19 protein-coding genes are annotated in these 19,248 nt (G+C 40.5%); 11 read left to right on the forward strand and 8 right to left on the reverse strand.

Going from position 1 to position 19,248, the window contains the following annotated elements; translation table 11 throughout:
- Positions 1-124: 124 nt before the first annotated feature.
- From F7734_RS54060 to F7734_RS54070, 3 genes are all read right to left on the reverse strand, one after another.
- The gene (locus F7734_RS54060; RefSeq protein WP_155752475.1) at positions 125-1,522 is read right to left on the reverse strand and encodes an ATP-grasp domain-containing protein; all 1,398 of its coding nucleotides are present in this window, start codon (positions 1,520-1,522) and stop codon (positions 125-127) included.
- A gap of 103 nt (positions 1,523-1,625) precedes the next feature.
- On the reverse strand, positions 1,626-2,459 hold the full coding sequence (locus tag F7734_RS54065; protein ID WP_155752476.1) for a class I SAM-dependent methyltransferase: 834 nt from the start codon (positions 2,457-2,459) through the stop codon (positions 1,626-1,628).
- A complete protein-coding gene (locus F7734_RS54070) occupies positions 2,459-3,694 on the reverse strand; it encodes a sedoheptulose 7-phosphate cyclase (protein ID WP_155752477.1) in 1,236 nt (411 codons plus the stop codon). The genes F7734_RS54065 and F7734_RS54070 overlap by 1 nt, the downstream gene beginning before the upstream one ends.
- 415 nt (positions 3,695-4,109) lie before the next feature.
- Here F7734_RS54070 and F7734_RS54075 point away from each other — a divergent pair, with 415 nt between their 5' ends.
- From F7734_RS54075 to F7734_RS54085, 3 genes are all read left to right on the forward strand, one after another.
- Positions 4,110-4,250, forward strand: coding sequence for a hypothetical protein (locus tag F7734_RS54075; RefSeq protein ID WP_155752478.1), 141 nt, complete (start codon positions 4,110-4,112; stop codon positions 4,248-4,250).
- Positions 4,251-4,955: 705 nt separating this feature from the next.
- On the forward strand, positions 4,956-5,495 hold the full coding sequence (locus F7734_RS54080) for a GAF domain-containing protein (protein ID WP_155752479.1): 540 nt from the start codon (positions 4,956-4,958) through the stop codon (positions 5,493-5,495).
- Between the two features lie 101 nt (positions 5,496-5,596).
- Complete coding sequence (locus F7734_RS54085; protein WP_155752480.1) at positions 5,597-5,791, forward strand: hypothetical protein; 195 nt, start codon at positions 5,597-5,599, stop codon at positions 5,789-5,791.
- Between the two features lie 75 nt (positions 5,792-5,866).
- Here the strand turns inward: F7734_RS54085 and F7734_RS54090 are convergent, their stop codons facing one another.
- The 3 genes from F7734_RS54090 to F7734_RS54100 form a co-directional block, all read right to left on the reverse strand.
- The gene (locus F7734_RS54090) at positions 5,867-6,286 is read right to left on the reverse strand and encodes a hypothetical protein (RefSeq protein WP_155752481.1); all 420 of its coding nucleotides are present in this window, start codon (positions 6,284-6,286) and stop codon (positions 5,867-5,869) included.
- 403 nt (positions 6,287-6,689) lie between these two features.
- On the reverse strand, positions 6,690-7,232 hold the full coding sequence (locus F7734_RS54095; protein WP_155752482.1) for a DUF1772 domain-containing protein: 543 nt from the start codon (positions 7,230-7,232) through the stop codon (positions 6,690-6,692).
- A gap of 139 nt (positions 7,233-7,371) precedes the next feature.
- Complete coding sequence (locus tag F7734_RS54100; RefSeq protein WP_155752483.1) at positions 7,372-8,271, reverse strand: AraC family transcriptional regulator; 900 nt, start codon at positions 8,269-8,271, stop codon at positions 7,372-7,374.
- Positions 8,272-8,486: 215 nt separating this feature from the next.
- Between F7734_RS54100 and F7734_RS54105 the strand changes: the two genes are divergently transcribed.
- Positions 8,487-9,266, forward strand: a complete 780-nt coding sequence (locus F7734_RS54105; RefSeq protein ID WP_155752484.1) for a hypothetical protein — start codon at positions 8,487-8,489, stop codon at positions 9,264-9,266.
- A 158-nt stretch (positions 9,267-9,424) separates the two neighbouring features.
- Here F7734_RS54105 and F7734_RS54110 read toward each other — a convergent pair whose 3' ends face one another.
- Complete coding sequence (locus tag F7734_RS54110; RefSeq protein WP_155752485.1) at positions 9,425-10,759, reverse strand: HlyD family efflux transporter periplasmic adaptor subunit; 1,335 nt, start codon at positions 10,757-10,759, stop codon at positions 9,425-9,427.
- A 600-nt stretch (positions 10,760-11,359) separates the two neighbouring features.
- Here F7734_RS54110 and F7734_RS54115 point away from each other — a divergent pair.
- From F7734_RS54115 to F7734_RS54130, 4 genes are all read left to right on the forward strand, one after another.
- Positions 11,360-11,521 (forward strand): hypothetical protein, encoded by a 162-nt coding sequence (locus F7734_RS54115; protein ID WP_155752486.1) that lies wholly within the window; start codon positions 11,360-11,362, stop codon positions 11,519-11,521.
- A 310-nt stretch (positions 11,522-11,831) separates the two neighbouring features.
- The gene (locus F7734_RS54120; protein ID WP_155752487.1) at positions 11,832-13,007 is read left to right on the forward strand and encodes a phosphotransferase; all 1,176 of its coding nucleotides are present in this window, start codon (positions 11,832-11,834) and stop codon (positions 13,005-13,007) included.
- Between the two features lie 104 nt (positions 13,008-13,111).
- Complete coding sequence (locus tag F7734_RS54125; RefSeq protein WP_155752488.1) at positions 13,112-14,224, forward strand: T3SS effector HopA1 family protein; 1,113 nt, start codon at positions 13,112-13,114, stop codon at positions 14,222-14,224.
- Between the two features lie 65 nt (positions 14,225-14,289).
- Positions 14,290-16,437: a peptidase domain-containing ABC transporter gene (locus tag F7734_RS54130; RefSeq protein WP_155752489.1), complete on the forward strand. Its 2,148-nt coding sequence runs from the start codon at positions 14,290-14,292 to the stop codon at positions 16,435-16,437.
- Positions 16,438-16,485: 48 nt separating this feature from the next.
- On the opposite strand, the gene cysK is transcribed toward F7734_RS54130, so the two are convergent.
- A complete protein-coding gene (gene cysK, locus F7734_RS54135) occupies positions 16,486-17,418 on the reverse strand; it encodes a cysteine synthase A (protein ID WP_155752490.1) in 933 nt (310 codons plus the stop codon).
- A 642-nt stretch (positions 17,419-18,060) separates the two neighbouring features.
- Between cysK and F7734_RS54140 the strand changes: the two genes are divergently transcribed.
- From F7734_RS54140 to F7734_RS54150, 3 genes are read left to right on the forward strand one after another with little or no spacing between them, the layout of a single operon-like run.
- Entirely contained in the window at positions 18,061-18,489 is a 429-nt protein-coding gene (locus F7734_RS54140; protein ID WP_155752491.1) for a hypothetical protein, read from the forward strand.
- Positions 18,490-18,495: 6 nt separating this feature from the next.
- Positions 18,496-18,822, forward strand: a complete 327-nt coding sequence (locus tag F7734_RS54145; protein ID WP_155752492.1) for a hypothetical protein — start codon at positions 18,496-18,498, stop codon at positions 18,820-18,822.
- Complete coding sequence (locus F7734_RS54150) at positions 18,809-19,120, forward strand: hypothetical protein (RefSeq protein ID WP_155752493.1); 312 nt, start codon at positions 18,809-18,811, stop codon at positions 19,118-19,120. Before F7734_RS54145 ends, F7734_RS54150 begins: the two co-directional genes overlap by 14 nt.
- The last annotated feature ends 128 nt before the right edge of the window (positions 19,121-19,248 follow it).

Raw genomic sequence — 19,248 nt, forward strand, 5'->3', positions numbered from 1 at the left:
CCCCCCCCCCCCCCCCCCCCCCCAACCCATACCACCCCCCACAACCATTTTTTTTTTCAAGCATAAGACGGCATACGCCATTCGCCTTATTCTCGTTGGCTCGGATATGTTTATAAGAGACATGTTAATCGCCACCCAATTCTACAAGTTTACCGATATTAAAATCTATTCTCGTCCAGCCTCGAAGTTGCCATAGGTTATTCAGCAATAACAAAGGGATTTGCCAGTGATGTACCATTAAAAAAGGCAATGGATCGTGCAACTTGTAGATAGCATCAGTTCCTCTAAAGATGTTCCTTACCCAGTTTTGGAGTTGAGAAAAAGAACGAATCCCAGTGAGCCGCCAAACTTCATGATACAACCAATATGTAGGCTTGCTATTATGTAATGGTTGTAAAGGTTCAGTCAGAGGCTCTGTTCCTAAATAAGCATCGCTCACTTGAGGATAATTGTAAAACATAGTAATCGCCGAATGGGTTCGGGGGTTGCACTCAATTGCATAAACTTTCCCGTCATCGGCTTGGATAAAGTCAAAGGAAACTTGTCCGGTAAATCCCATACCCTTGACAAAAGTCGTCACCCATGCCTGAATTTCAGGATTCTCAACATTCTCGTAATTAACCTGAAAAGCCGAAGATTCCGAACAGCAGTGCAGTCTTAACTCTCCATTTCGGACTGTGCTGTGAGTGCAGAATTCTTTGCCAGGAATAAACTCTTGCATAATCCAAGGTTTCTCCGGGCTGATTGGCAAACTCTTAACAAATGCTGCTGTTTCTTCAGGTGTATCGCAGGGTAGTTTAGTAAGATCTAAGCGACGTACAGAGTCGTAGGGAATGCTTTTGAGAATATACTTGCGAGTTTCTTGGGAAAAATCGAAATTCAAGACTTGCTCTGGGTTGGTAATCTTGAATGATTTGGGAACTGATAAACTCAGTTCTCGTGCTTTCTCGCTAAAGGCAAATTTATCATCCAGCATTTTCGTCACATCAGCATCAAAGTGGATGACTTCGCAGTAAGGCGATAGTGCTGGCTTGGCTAGAGAGTCGTAGTAACTAGCAACTGGGCTGGTAACAGGAACATAAACATCGATATTTTCTCGCTTAACGATGTCTACTAAGGTTTTAATATATGCCTCTGGATCGTATTGTGGAGTGGGAGTGGTGTAAAAACGAGAAACGGCATTAGAAAATCGGTGTCCTGATAACCAGTACTTATGGGTTTCTATGAGAACAACTCTGTGTCCTGCAGCACTAAAGGAACGTGCAAGTTGCAAGGCTTTTGTCATTTTGCCACCGCTAATCAGGATATTTTTAGGGTGTGCAACTGTCGTTTGTTGGGTACTGAAAAGACGGCTTAAGGAATTCCAAGCTAAGGAAACCAGAACAATAACTGCGTTAATCGGTAGCGCTAACAACAGCAATGTTAAAGTTCCTAAGTTCTGGAACAGGGTAATGAAACGTGCTTTTACAGAAATGGGTGGTGTTGCTGGTACTGGTGAAGACAAAGAAATGGATTGTGTCATAAAAGGTTGTTGGTTAGTAGAGAGTTGTTAGTGGTTAGTTGTTAGTTGTTAGTTGCTAATTGTTTTAACCACTAACCACTAACCACTAACCGCTAACCACTAACTAGATCCGTCTGATGATAGTTAATCCATCTCTTAATGGTAATAAGACTTGTTCCACACGAGGATCGTCAGCAACAGTACGGTTAAACTGAGCGATCGCTTCACCATTTGGAGTCCGGTTATCGGGCGAGAGATATACTTGACCTTGTAGTAAGGTATTATCCACGCATATAAATCCCCCTGGAACTAGCAAATCTTTTTCCAACAGGGTGTGGAAGTACTTTACATACTCCTTCTTGTCAGCGTCTATAAACACAAAGTCAAATGTCTCGCCTGCTGCTGCGAGTTTTTGCAAAATTTCTAATGCACTACCCACTTCTACACGAATTTTCTCTCCGTGGGGGGATGCCTGAAAAGCCACTTGGGCAAATTCTGCGGTGTATGGGTCAATTTCACAAGCAACTAGTTCGCCATCGGGTGGTAGTGCTTCTGCCATTGCCAATGCAGAATAGCCAGTGAACATACCAATTTCCAGTATCTTCTTGGCTTTGGTCATGTACACAAACATTTTGAGTGTTTGTCCTTCTACATGACCGGAGAGCATTTCCTGTTCTAGTTCCCGTACCGTAGCCCCTTCGTGAAAACGCTGACCCCAAGCTTCATAAGCAGTTTTCTTTGCTAACGCTGCTAAAGCAGGAGATTCATTGGTGGTGCATTCTTCTATGTAAGGGTCTAAACCTGCTGCTAAGCGCCATGCTAAGTTAAGCTCTGTGGCTACCTGAGCAGATGTTTTCCCATTTAGGGTTTGCAAAATAGTTTCTAGCTGTTTTGCTAAAATTCCCAATGGTGTGACGGGTCGAGCAATTGGTTTTTCAGCAACGTCAGATTGAGACATCAAGCTTCACTCCCAACGAGTTCTGGCTTATAGGTATCTGGATACATTTCTACACCCTCACCGCCACGAGGATAGTTTTGGCACAGATGTTTGTGTTCCGAGATACCAGCTGCTAGTTCCTCGCGAGTTAAATCGTTCATAAAGAAGCAATTGCCAATCGGTCTTGGCATTGCGGCTCTTAACAAACCGTCTCTTGTCAGGATAATTGATTGAGTTGCACGCCACATGAGTTCTTCATCCATCAGGGGATGATCTAGGGCGAGACCGAGACGACTCATCAAACTTAGAATGCGATCGCGTTCTTCGGTAGTAATATAACCTCGTTGTGCAGCTATTGTTGCTGATAAAGCCATGTCAATGTTCACTGCATGACCGTGGAATATGGGAATGTGAGGAGCCAATTCCAAAGTCGGACTCCAAGTGTGTCCGTAAGCAATAACGCGATCGAGATCTAACTCATGGAGGTTGGGAATTTCTAATTCTAACATAGTTTTGATAGCTTCATAAGTCGCTTTATGAGCTACATCCCTAATTTCTGGTTCAGCATCAACGTAACCAAAATGAGTGCGGAGTAATTCCTCACCATACTCATCCAACAAATCGAAAACCTCTTTGTTCGCAACCACAGCAATTTTCACAAGTTCCGCCATACCATTGCGGACTTGCGCTGTGGGAAGAGTTTGTAGAAACGAAAAATCCAAGAAAACTTTTTTAGAAGCATGATAAGCACCCAAGCGATTTTTCAGCTTTTTGTGATTAACAGCTACCTTAATAGCCACACTCGCATCAATTAACCCGATAAGAGTTGTAGGAATGCGAATGTAGTTGGAACTCCGGCGATAAGCAGAACAAGCAAAACCCGCTACATCTGTAATCAATCCTCCACCAATCACTAGTACGGGTTCCTTCCGAACCAATCTAAAATCAGCAAAAGCATCTACAATCTTCTCAAACGATTCAACAGTCTTGTTTGGCTCAGCGATTGTGATAGGGAAAACTGTGAGGTCAATGCCATAATACTCGAAATACTCCTGCATTCGGCTGCCATATAGCCTGTTTACATTAGTATCCACAACAGCTAGACAACGTCCAAAATCTCTATAGACTTCTGCCAACTCAGTATTTTTGATTGAGAAAGCCCCATCAACATAAACCAGGCTATACTCAATCTTTTCGTAAGCTTCTACGTGAAAAGCGCTTTCAGTAGCTTCAAACTTTGTTTGTACGGTACTCATTCTTGTTGACCCTAAGTTGACAATATCCCCTAATAAAATTAGGGGACTATTCGCAAGACAATTAAAATCTGCACACTATCAAACCCCAGATGTACCTCTGAATGAATCACCCAAAAGATACATCCAGTGCAACAGAAACACATTTATCAACTCTTATTTCTTCCCCAAATACGGTTTCGAGCATACTTTTGTCAATTGGTAATGAATCTGCTGAGCCTTTTTGAGAGCCAATTTTGCTTACATCAGGTTACTTGCTGGCATTTTGCAGAAATCCTGATACAAGAACAGGGTTGAGAGTTGTCGCTCGGTTGTTTTGACCAACCTAATTAACAAAATATCATGTTTTACAATAAATATTTAAGATTTAATTTGTTTTTCTCAGAAATCGAAAAATTCCGTATATGGCATATTAAAAGTGATAGTTATTACAACTTTGGCAGCATCATATTGCGATCGCTTTGATGACGAACGGAGGAGCTATAGGTATTTTGGCTCATCCGGTTTCTTCATCAAGATATCAGAAGACATCGACTCTTGCGTACATCACTACCTGTAGAAGGTGGCGATTATACTGGCTAGCCGCCAAGACTGAGATGATGTTGCTGTGAAAATTACCCAGTGTAAATGAGAAATGGTTCTAATATCTTAATAATCTGTTAACCATTAGGATATATAGAAGGGACGAGGAATTCAAGGAGGTTTTTCGTGCCATCACACAAAAACCATCCACCTTGGTGAAACCCTCAATGCTAGTAGTAGCCTCAATCAATTTGACTCGAAAGAGCTTTAACATTCGGTACATTAAGTACGAGATTTCTATGAAACCACAGACAGCATCTTTACATCAAGCTTGAAAATAGAACATTTTAGCTTCAAGCACGGACTAAGAATCACTTTCGTTACCAACATTGTGAACCACTGCCGCTGGGCATTTGGCTTGAAATTACGAGCGGGAATAGGAGATGTGGGACTTTCAAACTTTGCTACATGTAAGCGTTCGGGATAGACTAACTGGGCAGAAACCTCATTACAGAGTGGGATTAAGAAATATTCTTGAAGTAAGCATGATAATAAATGTCTTTACCATTTTTTACCTCTATCCAGAGATAGAATTATAATCCACGCCTGATTGCGAACACTCCACATCCAGTTGCGCTCGCCAATCGCCAATCAAGTTTTTCCGCAACACTTACCACAGATTGATGAGAGAACGGCTAATTCTAGATATAAAGTTGGATAAAGTTTTTTACAGCCATATAATATGTTGAACTCAACTTTACCAAAAACTATTCAAAATATTCTAGAAAAACATAATGAACCAAACGCTGTCTTCAATGCTCTACTACCAGTACTTGGAGAAGAGTTGCAATGCGATCGCTGTTTTCTCTATCTAAGAAACCCAGAACTCAAACTAGGAAAGATTACTCATTGCTGGCGGCGAAGCCCAGAAATTCCAAATCCCATGAAGCCTGAGTGGGAATTAGAACCAGAATCTTTGCCAGAAGAAGATCCTCAATTTGCAGCTGCTTTACGAACAGACCCCTCTATTTACGTAGAAGATGTAGAAACAGCCAATCCAGAAGTTGTTAACCGAGAGTTTGAGCAAAAACATTTTGGACATCGGGCACTGATACACTCTCACTTAGTCTGGAACAATCAACTATGGGGAATCTTACAGCCCTGCGTATTTGGGAACAAAAGAGAATGGTCAGCTTTTGACCGTGCTATTATCAGCGCACTCGAACAGGAGTTACCACCTCTAGCAGCTGCTTGCGTTCAAGCCGCTTTTAACCAAGATTGAAACCCGCATTTCTCTGGACGGTTTTCCCCCAATGTTATTGCCGTTATCTCACCTGGAATTTGGTCACAATTTAAATATGCTCTTATTTAAAAAGGCGAACTATGTTTCCATTTTCTTTTTGGTATAACAACTCTTGCTACGGTGGGGAAACAGTTTCTCGCAAAACCCGCCTTGAACGCAAGCTGAAATTTCTGAAGACTATGCGAGATGATTTAGAAACTAAAATTGCTGGTCTCAATGCTGCTATTAGTAACGTAGAGCAGCAGTTAACTCAGGAAGATGTAACTCAAGTATAAAGATAGTTAGTGGTTAGTTGATAGTTGATAGTTGTTAATGGTACAACCAACAACTATCAACTATCAACTAACCATTCAAAATTCAACACGCTGTGCAGTACCAAATACACTGACCGTTTGATAAGTTTGTAATTGTCCTGTGCGAGTAGGAACTACAAAACCCGGTTTCTTACTAAAAATGACCTCAGTTTGAATTGTGCTTGTCCTTGATTCTTCAGAAAGAAAAACCACTGGTAGCAGCAAGGTTAAACTTTCAAAACCTTCATCTACCAAATTGTTTTTCAGCATCACTGTGACAATTCGACTCAGTTTAGTGTCTTCTACTTGGATTTCTGAACCACTAAAATTGAGGTGTTCGTTCTGACTGGTGAAAGTAAAGATGGGTTCTCCAGTAAAACTGCTAGTTGAATAAGTAATCTGTATATCGTAACCTTGTAACTCAAATAGATTCGGTTCTAAAGTTGATTGAGTTGTTTCTTTTATACTTGTCATCATTCTCACACCTTATCACTGTTTTACCGCTTATATTGTTCCTTTAGTATGGTGAACTTCATGAAAAATTCGTAGTACCCGCTCAGGTACTTTCTTCTGAGCAAAGCAAGCTGGAAAGTCTATCTTTTTATTTGTAATTGAAGAATAATAAATAACTCTTAAATCGTTCATCAAAAATTTAGCATTGCTGAATAACAGTATGAATTGCCCATCACCCCAACCCTTCTCCCTGACAGGAGTTGGGAGCGGTGAATTCTTTTTCCCTCTCCCAAAGGGAGAGGGCTAGGGTGAGGGCTAATCTTGCTCTTTTAACTAGAATTCATACATTGATTCAGCAACGCCAAAAATTTTAAGTAGAGTGGGCATTGCCCACCATATCCGGCTAACAACCCTTAAGATTCAACACTCAATACATTGGATCTGTTGTCTTTTTGTAAGCAATGTTGTTGCGATCGCGAAGCATCAGCAAATAAGCACGTAAGGCACAGTATAAGGTTATTAACTCACTAACTAATCTGAGTTTGCCTAGTGTCGCACTAAGTTGTTGTGTTGATTGCAACCAACTGATATCATCTGACAACGGTCCGAAATAAAGCTTCAAATTGATTTGAGTGACGATGTATACAGTCAAAAGTCCAGTGACAAGAGCAAAGGAAGCAGCACCCATAAGCCATTTTCGCTGTTTAGAATGACTGCGCCAGCTGATAGCTAATGCAGCAAAGGTGACTAAAATAGCAATAGGGTTGAGTGGAAGAAAGTAGTAGCGCGGATCGGAAAACTGGAAAAACTGCCGCCAGAGTTGAAGTCCCTCTACTCCCAAGCCTAGTAGATTAGGGGCGAGTACAATCTGTTCGTAAAGGTTGCCAAAGAACCAATGAGTAAATCCAAGAATGGAAATTACGAGTAAGTATCGAAGAACGCGATCGCGAGATGCAACAGCATATTTCATACAAATCCTCAAACATATTTAAGCTGAAGTAGTATTGACGCAAACTACTTCTAGTGCAGGAACACGTTGAGTGTAGCCCTCACTCTTTATCAAAAGCTTGACGAGTTTTGCTCAACCTGTGCAGATCTTGCTGTAATATTTAACTTGATACCCTAAAAGCTTTTGGTGTCAAGCCTACATACTGGCGAAAGAGCCGAGTAAAAGAACTGTGATTAGTTATGCCCACTTCAAAGGCGATTTCAGTAATTGTCAATTCAGTTTTTAACAACAACTGCTTTGCTCTATCGATACGGCATTGAGTTAGATATTGATGTGGAGTAACCCCTGTTGATTGCTTGAACAAACGGCAAAAATGATATTGGCTGAGGTGTAGGACTCCTGCCATCTCTGATAACGGGATATCTTGAGCGAGATGAGCATGAATGTAATCCAATACTTTTCGCAATTGAGATTCTGGTAAACGACCAGTTCGATTGAAAGGTAGTTGTGGTCGCCAGACTGAATAATGCTTGAGGAGATGAAGAATTAATCCAGTAGCTAAAGATTCTCCAAACATTCGACCCGCGGGATACTCTGCCTCTACATCAGCCTTAAGAGCAAGTCCAACCTGCTGAACAAATGGATCGATAAGACCTAACTGAGGAATCAGTTCAATATGCTTCACCTGAACTGATTCATTGACTATCTGTTCAAAAAACTTAGGAGAAAAGCCAACAAGGGAAAATTCACCTGCTTGCTGCCAATTAGATGAATACCTTAGCTGAGCAGGGAGCAAAAGCACCTCACCGGGCTGGCAGTAACAAGTTTGAACCCGACCATCTAACCGATGCTCTGACTGAACTGGATGTCCACTTCCTGTGATGCCAATGATGTGCTGCATCCATTGATGTTCTGGGCTTTCATGAGCAGGATGTTGATAGTGATTGAAAAAAACGCCTCTCCATCCGGATTGGTCACTTGAAAAGACAGGACGATCCGATAACGCGGGATGAGTGCGTTTAGTCAAATCAACTCGTAGTAGCCCATTTATAGAAGTCATGCTACGCCGGCAATTGTCACTAGTTTTTACAAGTTAGCATAAAGAGCTACATACTAACAGTTTGAGCCAATACCAATTTTCTATCCGGCAGCACGAAATGAGAGAAAAAGACACGCAATAGGGCGGTGATGGGTTTGACCCTCCACACTGTAACAGAGCTAATCAGTGTAGACTCTATTGTAATCTTGCTACGGATATAGCTCTGGAGAACAAGAATGATTCTTCTCAATGCACCTCAAGTTTTAGCGATCGCTGGAGAGAATGCGGTTCCTATCTCTCAATTACCAAAGGTGTGGCAAGACATTGCTACAGGAGAGACTAGCTTTGGACTGACAAGCCGCCAGAGCTATGTTGAGATGGCGCAGTTGTTCCAGTACAAGTTAGAACAGGGTGATGTTGACTTGTTTAACGAACGTCCGGAACTTGCTCGTCTCAAGTCAGCATTTACTGAGATATTTGGACAATTGGCAAAAGAAACGCTGGAATTTTACGGAGAAGACTTTAAAATTGAGAAATATCCCGATTTTGCAGAAATAGTTCGTGAATTTGAGTCAAAAGGCTCGGAGTGGGCAAACGAACTCAAGGTTGCTCGGATCGCACAGGAACTGTTTCAAGAGTTTGGTTACGAACTTCCTGCAAGCTTTTACCAAGTTCACCTTGCGCCTGTTTATAGAGATACTGTATTTGAAGAACGTGCTCTGAGATTCGATCCTCGCGATCGCGAACACAAACGCGGGTGGGATGCAGTGCTGCACGCAGGAAAAGTCTTTGCAGTGCAAATGAAAATACAAAGCATCGCTTCCAAATACGGTTTTACCTACCAGCACGGTTGTGGGTGCGAGTCTCACCTATCTTCCATTGACCAAGCGCGGGGTGCATTTGAGTACGAATTGAATCCTGAAAAACGCCAACGGTGGATTCGCAGTTTTATCTGGACAGCATGGTACGAATATGCCTTTTTCCCCATAGTACCCAACACCAGATACTTGGTTTAATTTGGCTAGACTGAGGAGCAAATGACACCTTAAGCCAGTGTTCCCTATATTTTAAGGTGGTCTAGATCTACAGCCCTCTCCCAAATCGGAGAGGGTTTTTCTATTCAATTTGAGGGCAAAAAACCCGGTGACCAAATTATTTTGTGGTTGAGGAGGTGTCAAAAACCTGCTAATAACCTAGCCTTTCTCAAAATAAATGTGAGCACCGTCTCTTGTTGGAAAATAATATCTGCTGTAACTTCCATACCTGGTTGAATGGGATATTGCTGATTTCCTTTCTCTAAATAAAGTTTCTCTGGCTCGATAGTTACTTCATAGAAGGGAGGTACTGAGATATTACTATTTCGTTGAGGTGTAATAGTATCGGCAGTGATTGCCCTGACAGCTCCTTTGAGGGTACCGTAATCAGGGTAAGGATAAGTAGAAACCCGCATTTGAACGTTCCCCTGTTTGCAATCTGCAACTTGTGAGGCTTTACAAAGTAGGACTTTACTAATATCGTCAGCAGCAACACGGGCTTTAATCGCTAGAGGGGTGTTGCTGGGTGCAATTTGAGTGATTGCTTGTCCGGGGCGTACAACTTGACCGGAATTCCGCAGTTCTAGTTTAAGAATAGTGCCTCTCTCTGTTGAGCGAATGATAGTTTTTTCCAAGTCTTTGAGAATTTGTTGAAGTTCTTGATATTCACGACTAATTTGATTTTCAATTTCAATCCGACGCTGAAGCAAGCTTTCTTTTTCTTTGTTCAATCCAGCAAGAGTAGACTCACCTCTTGCTCTTTGTTGGGCAATATTTTCTTGTGCGATCGCCACTGTAGATATACTGGGATTAAGTGCAGCTTTGACGCGTTGAAGTTTAGCTTGACTGGCTTTGAAAGATTGTTCTTTCCCCCGGATTTGTAACAGGGAAATCGCCCCTGTTTTCCCTAGCTGTTGATATCGCTTCATTTCTTCTTTTGCTAACTCCAAACTCGCTAAGGCTTCTTGCACTTCCGCTTCAGCGATAAGTTGTTTGTCTCGATATTCCCGTTGACTGCGGCTGAATTCTGCTTCCGCAGCTGCGATCGCCCTTTGCATCGCATTTGACTCAGCCTTAATTTGAGTTTGTAGTGCCTTCATCTGGGCATTGATTTGGGCAAGTTTTAAATGATTTTGCCGAATATTGAGCTTTATACTATTTTTTCGGGTTCGGAGTTGGGAACTGTCGATAGTGGCTATCTCCTGACCTTTGTCAACAATCTGATTTTCTTTCACCAAGATAGTGTTTACGACTCCTGATGTTGCTGCTTCCACAATTCGCAGTTCTCCCGCAGGTCGAACACTGGCGGCGGCTCTCACAGCGATTGGGTATTTAATAATACTGGCAAGTAAGATAGCGACGCCACAACTCCCAATCAAAATCAGTCCTCCGAAGGATACCCAAGGGCTGACTGTTGGTACGAATTCGTCACTTTTAACTGTACGCAGAAACTCTGGTTTTTTTTCTACGAGCATAATTAATTAATGTAAAAAACAATTGCTAAATTTGACTAAAAAGAGTTGGGCTGTAGTTGTAGAGTTTACCCAAACTTTTGCTTTAGTAAAGTTTATCTTAAAAATTCACTATTTTATTTAGAGAATTATAACACTGAAACAACAGTGTTAAATGTAACAGAAAAAGAATCTACTTAACTTTTTAATGAGTAATTTTATTTACACTTAATACTTGGGTGCTCCATTGTAATAACTAACTCCTTTTTTCCACAGAGAGGGTTTAACTATAACTGCTTGGTTACTGTCACACATTTTTTTAAGTATTATTTACTACGCGAACCAAAATATTAAGTATTTTTACAATAAAAGACCTGCAAAAATGGTAACTTTAGCAAAATTTTTCGTGAAAAACGCCAAAATTACCAGAAGAGAGGCAGAAGGCATAACTGCGATAAGGAGAACGTAAAAAATACAACAAGATAAGTCCTCTGAGGCATCTGTCTAGGTGAAGATTTTTACGTATAATTTTTATGTTATCAGTTAATACTAGATTTACTGAACGTTAAACTAACGTTAAAAGTAAGCTACTTTAGAGTACTGTATTCATACTGGAGGCGTAAAATGGGTGCATTAAACCTGTTTTCAGTTGCTGAAAATTTCCTTACAGATTTATCAGCAGAAGACGAATCCACCATAACTGGTGGTGGCAAACGTGGCAAATATAACTCGTCCAAGAGTCGGAGTAAGAGTAAGAGCAAGAGTGGCAGCAAGAGTAAGAGTTAAGAGTAAAAGCAACAGCTATGGTTGTGAGTACCATTGGTAACCTTATTCTGTTGAATTTTTTCTGAATTTGTCCAAATTTGACGAATCATAACAGCTATAGCTAAAAGCTTTTCAAAGCCTTTTTCAAAGGTTCTAACCGTTGTTGATTGATTAAAAGTAGGGTTTTTATCACCATTGATACAATCATCCAATGGTTATAAAAACTCTACTCTTCTTGTATTGCCATCAATCTGGCAGAGCAAAGCTTTAACGCAAAGGTTAAGAAAAATCTGTAAATAAAGTTAATAAGATTGATAACGAACGATCGACCATGACATTTTTCTTAAGTTCTCATAATGTTTTTAATTATTTAATTGAACACGGGCTATGCAATCAAAAAGAGCAAACTATCAGCAAGATTGAATCAAAAAGCTCGAAAAATTTCAATTTATTAGTCACTTTTCCAAATAATCGTCATTTATTAATCAAGCAAGAGCGTTATAACAAAGAAGGAAAGACCAAGAATGAGTTTGTAAAAGAATGGAGATTTCATAAATGGTTGTTAGCTTTTCCAGAAGTAGCAGACATTAAAGAGTTGATATCCGAGGTAATCCATTTCGATCCAAGTCGTTTTATCATAATTTTTAACTACTTGGATAACTATTGCGATTTAGAGGATTTTTACAATCAAGAACAGAATTTGCCGACATCTATTGCCAGTGAAATTGGAAAAGCGATCGCGACAGTTCATAGCAAGACTTTTGAAAGCAATGTTTATAAATTTTTTTTCTTGTCTGACAGTCAAGAACTAGAGAAAACGCCAAATTTTTTACATGGTCTAGAAAAGCTTAAACCAGAAATTTTTGCTCGGGTTACATCTGATAATTTCAAGTTTTTTAAACTATATCAGCGTTATGAAAGTTTTGGGGAAGCGATCGCAAAACTAAAAAACACTTATCAGCGGCGCTGTTTAATCCACAATGACTTAAAACTGAACAATATTTTACTGAACAATCAATGGCAGCGATCGCTTTCCAATACAGATGCATCAGCCAACAGTATCATACGAATCATTGATTGGGAAAGATGTACTTGGGGCGATCCTGCATTTGATTTAGGAAGAATTATTGCCAGCTATCTAAATATATGGCTCAGTAGCTTAATTGTAAGTACAGATATTGATTTAGCAATAGCTTTGCAACTAGCCACCACTCCATTAGAGAAGATCCAACCAAGTATTAATGCACTTATACAAGGTTATTTTCAGAAATTTCCTGAAATCATAGATACTTACCCAAATTTTTTGCTAAAAGTCATGCAATTCACTGGTATGGCATTGTTAGAAAAAATCCAAATCAGGATTCGCTATCACGAACCCTTTGGCAACAGAGGAGTTTGTATGCTTCAGGTTGCCAAGACACTATTGTGCGAACCGGAGCGATCGTTACCGATTATCTTTGGGACGACAGCATCTGAACTAAGCGATCTTCGTCCTATAAGCGCTTAAGCGCGAAATTTGCAAATGTATAATTCAATGCTGTCAAGTATTGTCACGTGGTAGGCAAGTTAAAGCTATAACAGCAAATTTTTAGACAAAATGTAACATCGATCATGCAATTACTAGGTGCTCTGCCAAATCAACTGCTAAGTCCTATTTCTGACATTGTTAGCAAGGTTCAAATTCAGGCGAATTTTTGTATTAGTCATCCAGACTACAACCCATTAGAGTTGTCAGCAGAAGTAGTCGCTTCCCTGCAACAACTACCGTCGGATATCCAAAATAAGTATCTCAACTTACAACTGCGAACTTTTCTCTATGGAATTTATTATAACGGTGACTTAAAAGAGACTCTGGCAATGAGTACCAACTTAGATTCTTTAGAAAGCGAGGAAAATCTAGAGAACAATACTATCAGGGGACTAAACCGGGATTTTTACGAAGGTTTGCAAAAAAGTAATTGTGGAAAAGGCTACTTCGATCTTGGATGGCGCGTGTTGCGGCAAGAAAGCGACGATGTGCTGGCTGTACAAAAAGATAACTTGACATTATATGTTGAGGGCGTTAGCGTTGCTTCCCCCCAGGAAACTTGCTATCCGCAATTCACCCAACAGCCTGCCACTGTAGGTGACACCGTTGCCGTAAAGATGCCATCCAACCTGCTAGAACAGGAATTTTATGTGGCAGTTGGCGACGCAGGGTTGATGGACAGTTATGAAGAAGAAGCGACTCAAACTGTAAATATCTATTTTAATTTTAGTTCCGAAGGTGCTCTTGCTGTCATGAAAAGTTTAACGCAGCAACTTAACGAAATTAGTATCCCCTTCACCTTTAAGGTTTTATACGATACCGATAAATACTATCGCTACGACTGTGGGGTTCTCCAATTTAAGCGCCACAACTACCAAGTAGTTCACCAAGTCCTTCAGAGTATTTATATAGAAAACAAATCCCATTTTCGCGATCGATTGCCCCTATTCACCAAACCTTTGACATTAGGACTGAGTTTGGCAGAAGAACCCAATTGCAAATTTGCTACCCAAGAAGATTTTGGCATGAATCGCTGCCGAATCATTGCTGATGCATTACTAGAAGCTTGGCACAAAGGTGACAACTCGGAACAAGGGCGGACGCTGTGTATACACAAACACTTCTCAAAGTCGGGTATTGAGTTGCAACATCCTTATCTAAATGCCAACTCTGAGGACATTTATTTCCCTTTATAAAAAATCAATACCACCCTTTCTTTGTATTCTTTTCTCCCTAAAGAAAGATATAGAGCTAATTTGTCATGAAGAAATACCAGGTTGTTCGACAGTATAGTGAAGAAGATTGCGGAGCTGCTTGTGTCGCTTCCATTGCCAGATATTATGGGCGTGCCTTTACCCTCAACCGCATTCGTGAGGCAATAGGTACCGGGCAACTTGGAACTACTTTGCTAGGTTTAAGGCGCGGGACAGAAGCTATGGGCTTTAGGGCGCGTTCTGCTAAAGCGTCCTCTGAGTTTCTCAGCAAGCTTAAAGAGATGCCACTTCCAGCAATTATCCACTGGAAGGGCTATCACTGGGTAGTTTTGTATGGTCAGCATGGTAAAAAGTATGTTGTTGGCGATCCATCTGTAGGTATTCGTTATCTTTCCAAACAGGAGTTGAGCGAGGGTTGGAAAGATTGGGTGTTGCTATTACTACAGCCAGATCCAAATCGCTTTTTTGCACTACCTGAAGATAAAATTAACAACTTTGGGAAATTTCTTCAAGGTATCTTGCCTTACCAAGCTATTATCGTTGAGGCTTTATTGTGTGCCCTGTTCATAGGGTTTCTTTCTTTATCCTCTCCTTTCCTCATCCAAATTCTCACCGATGATGTTTTAGTTCGAGGTGACGCTCAGCTTCTGACTGGTGTTGTGCTGGCAGTCGTAACGATGTACACTATCAGAAGTAGCCTTACCCTAGTAGAAAATATCCTGATTGCTAATTTTGCCCAGCGCTTTAAGTTAACGCTTATCTTAGAGTTTGGTCAACAAATTTTGCGCTTACCTTTGGATTACTATGAATCTCGCCGAAGTGGTGAAATTGTTAGTCGATTAAGAGATATTCAACAAATTAACAGGTTAATTTCACAAGCAGTTGTTAGTTTTCCCAGTAAATTTTTTATTGCGGTTATTTGTTTTGGTATAATGCTATTTTATAGCTGGAAGTTAACGCTTGTAGCTTTTGTCATAGCTTGTATGATGACTTTATCTACGATTGTTTTTCTTCCAACACTACAACAAAAAACTCGCAATCTTATAGTTTTAGAAGCCGAAAATCAAGGTGTTTTGGTAGAAACATTTAAGGGTGCATTGACACTAAAAACAACTACCGCTGCTCCTCAATTTTGGGAAGAGTTGCAAATTAGATTTGGTCGCTTAGCTAATCTAGCATTTACCACAATTAAAATCGAGATTATTAATAAACAATTCTCAAGGTGGGTTTATGAGATTGGCGGTGCAGTTTTACTCTGGCTTGGTAGTATCCTGGTTATTAGTAAAGAATTAAGTATCGGTCAACTGCTGGCGTTCATAAGTCTGAATCGGAATCTGGTTTCTTTATTTGATTTTGTGATTGATTTTGTTGACGATTTTACTCACGTACAAACAGCCACTTCCAGACTAGCAGAAGTGATCGACTCTACACCAGAAACCTTAGGTGATGAGGAAAAAGCTTGGGTTAACATTCCCGATAATGCAGATATAGTTTGCAAGCAACTGAACTTTCATTATCCTGGTAGAGTTGAATTACTAAAAGATTTTTCCCTGACAATTCCTGGTGGTAAGGTTATTGCCCTCATTGGCGAATCAGGGTGTGGTAAAAGTAGCTTAGCAAAAGTGATTGCTGGTTTATATCAAACTCAATCTGGAAATATCCGCTTTGGTATATATAACCAACAAGATGTTTCTTTAGAATGTTTGAGAAGACAAGTTGTGCTTGTTCCCCAAGACGCTCACTTTTGGAGTCGATCTATTGTTGAAAACTTCCGGTTAGGATCTCCTAGTGTTAGTTTTGAAGAAATTGTTAAAGCTTGCCAAATTGCTGAAGCAGACGACTTTATCAGCAAGCTACCGGAAAAATATCAAACCGTTTTAGGAGAGTTTGGAGTTAATCTTTCTGGTGGACAAAGGCAACGTTTAGCTATAGCACGCGCCATTGCCAACAATCCACCCGTGTTGATTTTAGATGAATCAACTGGCGGACTTGATCCTGCAAATGAAGCACAAGTCTTAGACAAGCTGTTATTTGATAGGCAAGGGAAAACCACAATTCTAGTCAGCCATCGTCCAAGAGTTATTGAGCGTGCAGATTGGATTGTGCTGTTGGATCGGGGCGAAGTCAAAATGCAAGGTTCTTTAGAAGAATTGCGTTCCCAAAGAGGTAAGCATTTAGACTTCTTGAATCCTTGATTGAGCAAGGTTATATGTAGCGCTTTTTACTTGCGTCCAATACAGTTATTAACTCAGAAACATTGGTGTACTGAGATAACGTTCGCCAAAAGAGGGTTGTATCATCACGATTAAACGCCCTGCATTTTCCGGACGTTGAGCAACCTGTATTGCAGCAGACAAAGCCGCACCAGAAGAAATACCAGACAACAAACCCTCCTCTCTGGCTAGTCTTCGCCCAAAAGCCATTGCTTGCTCATCACTCACTTTAATCACTTCATCTATCAAATCTCTGCGGAGAACCTCTGGGATAAATCCCGCACCAATACCCTGGATTTTATGCGCTCCTGGTTCACCTCCAGATAAAACTGGGCTGTTCGCTGGTTCTACTGCGATCGCTTTAAAACTTGGTTTGCGTTCTTTAATAACTTCAGCAATTCCAGTAATTGTTCCGCCCGTACCAACACCTGCAATAATAAAATCCACTTCCCCATCTGTATCTGCCCAAATTTCAAGAGCCGTGGTTTGTTTGTGAATTTTGGGGTTAGCGGGGTTGCAAAATTGTTGCAATATAAAAGCACCAGGAGTGTTGGCAACAATTTCTTCTGCTTTACGAATTGCTCCTCGCATCCCCTCAGTTCCCGGAGTCAATTCCAAAGAAGCACCATAAGCTTGTAACATAGCACGTCGTTCTAAACTCATAGTTTCAGGCATAGTCAGAATCAAACGATAACCACGTGCTGCTGCTACCATAGCCAGCCCAATCCCCGTATTACCAGATGTAGGCTCAACTAAAATACTTTTTCCCGGTGCAATCAACCCTCCTTCCTCTGCTGCTTTTACCATACTTGCAGCAATGCGATCTTTTACGGAAGCAGCGGGATTCATCCCCTCCAATTTCACCACAATTCGAGCCACACATCCTTCAGACTGAGGTATTTTGTTTAACTGAACTAAAGGAGTTCTCCCAATAACTTCTGTCACATCACGAGCAATTCGCATTCATCCGCTCCTAAAAATAAACTGGGGATTGGGGACTGGGGACAAGGAACAAAGGGGACAAGGAGGACAAGGGGGACAAGGGGGACAAGGGGACAAGGGGACAAGGAGGACAAGGGGACAAGGGGAACAAGGAAGAACAACTAATCCAAAATCCAAAATCCAAAATCCAAAATTCCAATGCCCAATCCCTATTTGGCTATTGATTAAGGTTTTAGCTGTAGCGAATGAGTACATAGCAAAAAAAACTTGAGTACACAAATGCTAGAACCTCTTTTTAGAAAAACTAGTACCCACCAACCAAAACACTAGCACCCATTACTCGTAATAATTTTAAAACTCTTATTTAGTAAAGATTCCAAAGCTTGAGTACAACTCTAATTTATTTAATTAACTTGATCCGGTTGAGTGAAACTGTTCTAAAATAGCCCTCCTGATATAAACGCTATAGGATTTACGCAGAGATTCCCCTCTACCCCCCTATATTCTAAAGCGAAAGCTAAGGAGATAGGGGGGGCTTCTTCAAAGAGTTAACCAGTTAACAGATAAGTAAGTGGAATACAAGAAAACTACATTACAAAATGCCAGCACATCTAAAACTTTTACCAATGACAAATAACAAATGACAAATGACGAGCTACTTATATGAAATCTAAATTTGTTCAATTCTTCACAGTTTGTTTTGTAACCTTTGTCGTACTTTCTCCTGCGCTAGTTGTGTTTAGCATAATTTGGGAACGACACACAGAGCTAGTGCAAATACGAGCATTAGGCTGTGAAATCGCTCGGAGTCGTGAAGACTCAGTTCAATTAGCACCCACGCAAAAAAGTAAAAACTCTTATGCTGACAAATCACAAACGCAATTATTTGATACTAAATTTACCAACCAATCCCTAACTTCTTTAGAAAAACCTCAAATTGTTAAAATCTTACAATTTCTTTTTTTATTCTTTCCTATCTTTATAGGAGTGTTCGTTATCTTATACGACAGGTATCTTATTTATCGAACAGTTACCTTTCAGCAAAAAGTAGAAATGCTGGAAAGAATTTGGCAACAAAATATTGAGCAATAAAAGCTTATGTCAGAACAAATTTCGGAACCAATTTCAGAGCAATCTTTAGAAGAACGTCATAGATTGTATTGCGAACTTATTGAGAAATTACTCCGTTGTCCTAACGGTGAAGAGCCAGAAGTTTTAGAAGCTCATTTAGATTTAATTGACCCTGGTTTAATACAAACAATGTTACAGGTAGCCACTGGATTTGCACATCAAGGCAATCAAGATGGTGCGAAATTTCTCATCCATGTAACAAAAGAACTTTCCAAACAACTCGGACTCTATCCTGAAATTCCAAATTCTACAGAAGTGGGAAAGGGAGCGATCGATAACAATGCTGTTGACTGAAACTGATGCAGGGCTTATCGCGTTAGAATTTCTCATGGCTGAGTGGAACGTCTCAGATGAGGACAGACAGTGGTTTGTCATTGTTAATTCTCGTCTTATTGGTCAGTCTTGGTATGTTGTGGAACTGTCTGTCGCAGGGTTACCAGATCGCTGGTACATTCAAGTCTACGACACTGGCGCATGCGATCCAGACTATACATTTGTTTCTCCTATTCGTGGTTTGGAAGGCTATACAGATCTGAAAGATTTGCCGTATCTTGTCGCTGAGGTTTTGCTGTCTGAACGCAACACTCGATAATCATAACTGGTAGGTTGGGTTGAGGAACGAAACCCAACATTTTATCGAATTATTAGGTGTTATATCGTTCTATCCAATCCCCACAATAGATTTGGTGATTTAAGATTTTGTTTTACCCCACCCTAACC

This window comes from Scytonema sp. UIC 10036, assembly GCF_009725235.1.

Coding starts and splice junctions, on each gene's coding strand:
- F7734_RS54110 (WP_155752485.1), bottom strand. CDS start 10,759: ATGCTCGTAGAAAAAAAACCAGAGTTTCTGCGTACAGTTAAAAGTGAC.
- F7734_RS54100 (WP_155752483.1), bottom strand. CDS start 8,271: ATGACTTCTATAAATGGGCTACTACGAGTTGATTTGACTAAACGCACT.
- F7734_RS54145 (WP_155752492.1), top strand. CDS start 18,496: ATGTCAGAACAAATTTCGGAACCAATTTCAGAGCAATCTTTAGAAGAA.
- F7734_RS54090 (WP_155752481.1), bottom strand. CDS start 6,286: ATGATGACAAGTATAAAAGAAACAACTCAATCAACTTTAGAACCGAAT.
- F7734_RS54070 (WP_155752477.1), bottom strand. CDS start 3,694: ATGAGTACCGTACAAACAAAGTTTGAAGCTACTGAAAGCGCTTTTCAC.
- F7734_RS54105 (WP_155752484.1), top strand. CDS start 8,487: ATGATTCTTCTCAATGCACCTCAAGTTTTAGCGATCGCTGGAGAGAAT.
- F7734_RS54130 (WP_155752489.1), top strand. CDS start 14,290: ATGAAGAAATACCAGGTTGTTCGACAGTATAGTGAAGAAGATTGCGGA.
- F7734_RS54080 (WP_155752479.1), top strand. CDS start 4,956: ATGTTGAACTCAACTTTACCAAAAACTATTCAAAATATTCTAGAAAAA.
- F7734_RS54065 (WP_155752476.1), bottom strand. CDS start 2,459: ATGTCTCAATCTGACGTTGCTGAAAAACCAATTGCTCGACCCGTCACA.
- cysK (WP_155752490.1), bottom strand. CDS start 17,418: ATGCGAATTGCTCGTGATGTGACAGAAGTTATTGGGAGAACTCCTTTA.
- F7734_RS54115 (WP_155752486.1), top strand. CDS start 11,360: ATGGGTGCATTAAACCTGTTTTCAGTTGCTGAAAATTTCCTTACAGAT.
- F7734_RS54085 (WP_155752480.1), top strand. CDS start 5,597: ATGTTTCCATTTTCTTTTTGGTATAACAACTCTTGCTACGGTGGGGAA.
- F7734_RS54120 (WP_155752487.1), top strand. CDS start 11,832: ATGACATTTTTCTTAAGTTCTCATAATGTTTTTAATTATTTAATTGAA.
- F7734_RS54140 (WP_155752491.1), top strand. CDS start 18,061: ATGAAATCTAAATTTGTTCAATTCTTCACAGTTTGTTTTGTAACCTTT.
- F7734_RS54060 (WP_155752475.1), bottom strand. CDS start 1,522: ATGACACAATCCATTTCTTTGTCTTCACCAGTACCAGCAACACCACCC.
- F7734_RS54095 (WP_155752482.1), bottom strand. CDS start 7,232: ATGAAATATGCTGTTGCATCTCGCGATCGCGTTCTTCGATACTTACTC.
- F7734_RS54125 (WP_155752488.1), top strand. CDS start 13,112: ATGCAATTACTAGGTGCTCTGCCAAATCAACTGCTAAGTCCTATTTCT.
- F7734_RS54150 (WP_155752493.1), top strand. CDS start 18,809: ATGCTGTTGACTGAAACTGATGCAGGGCTTATCGCGTTAGAATTTCTC.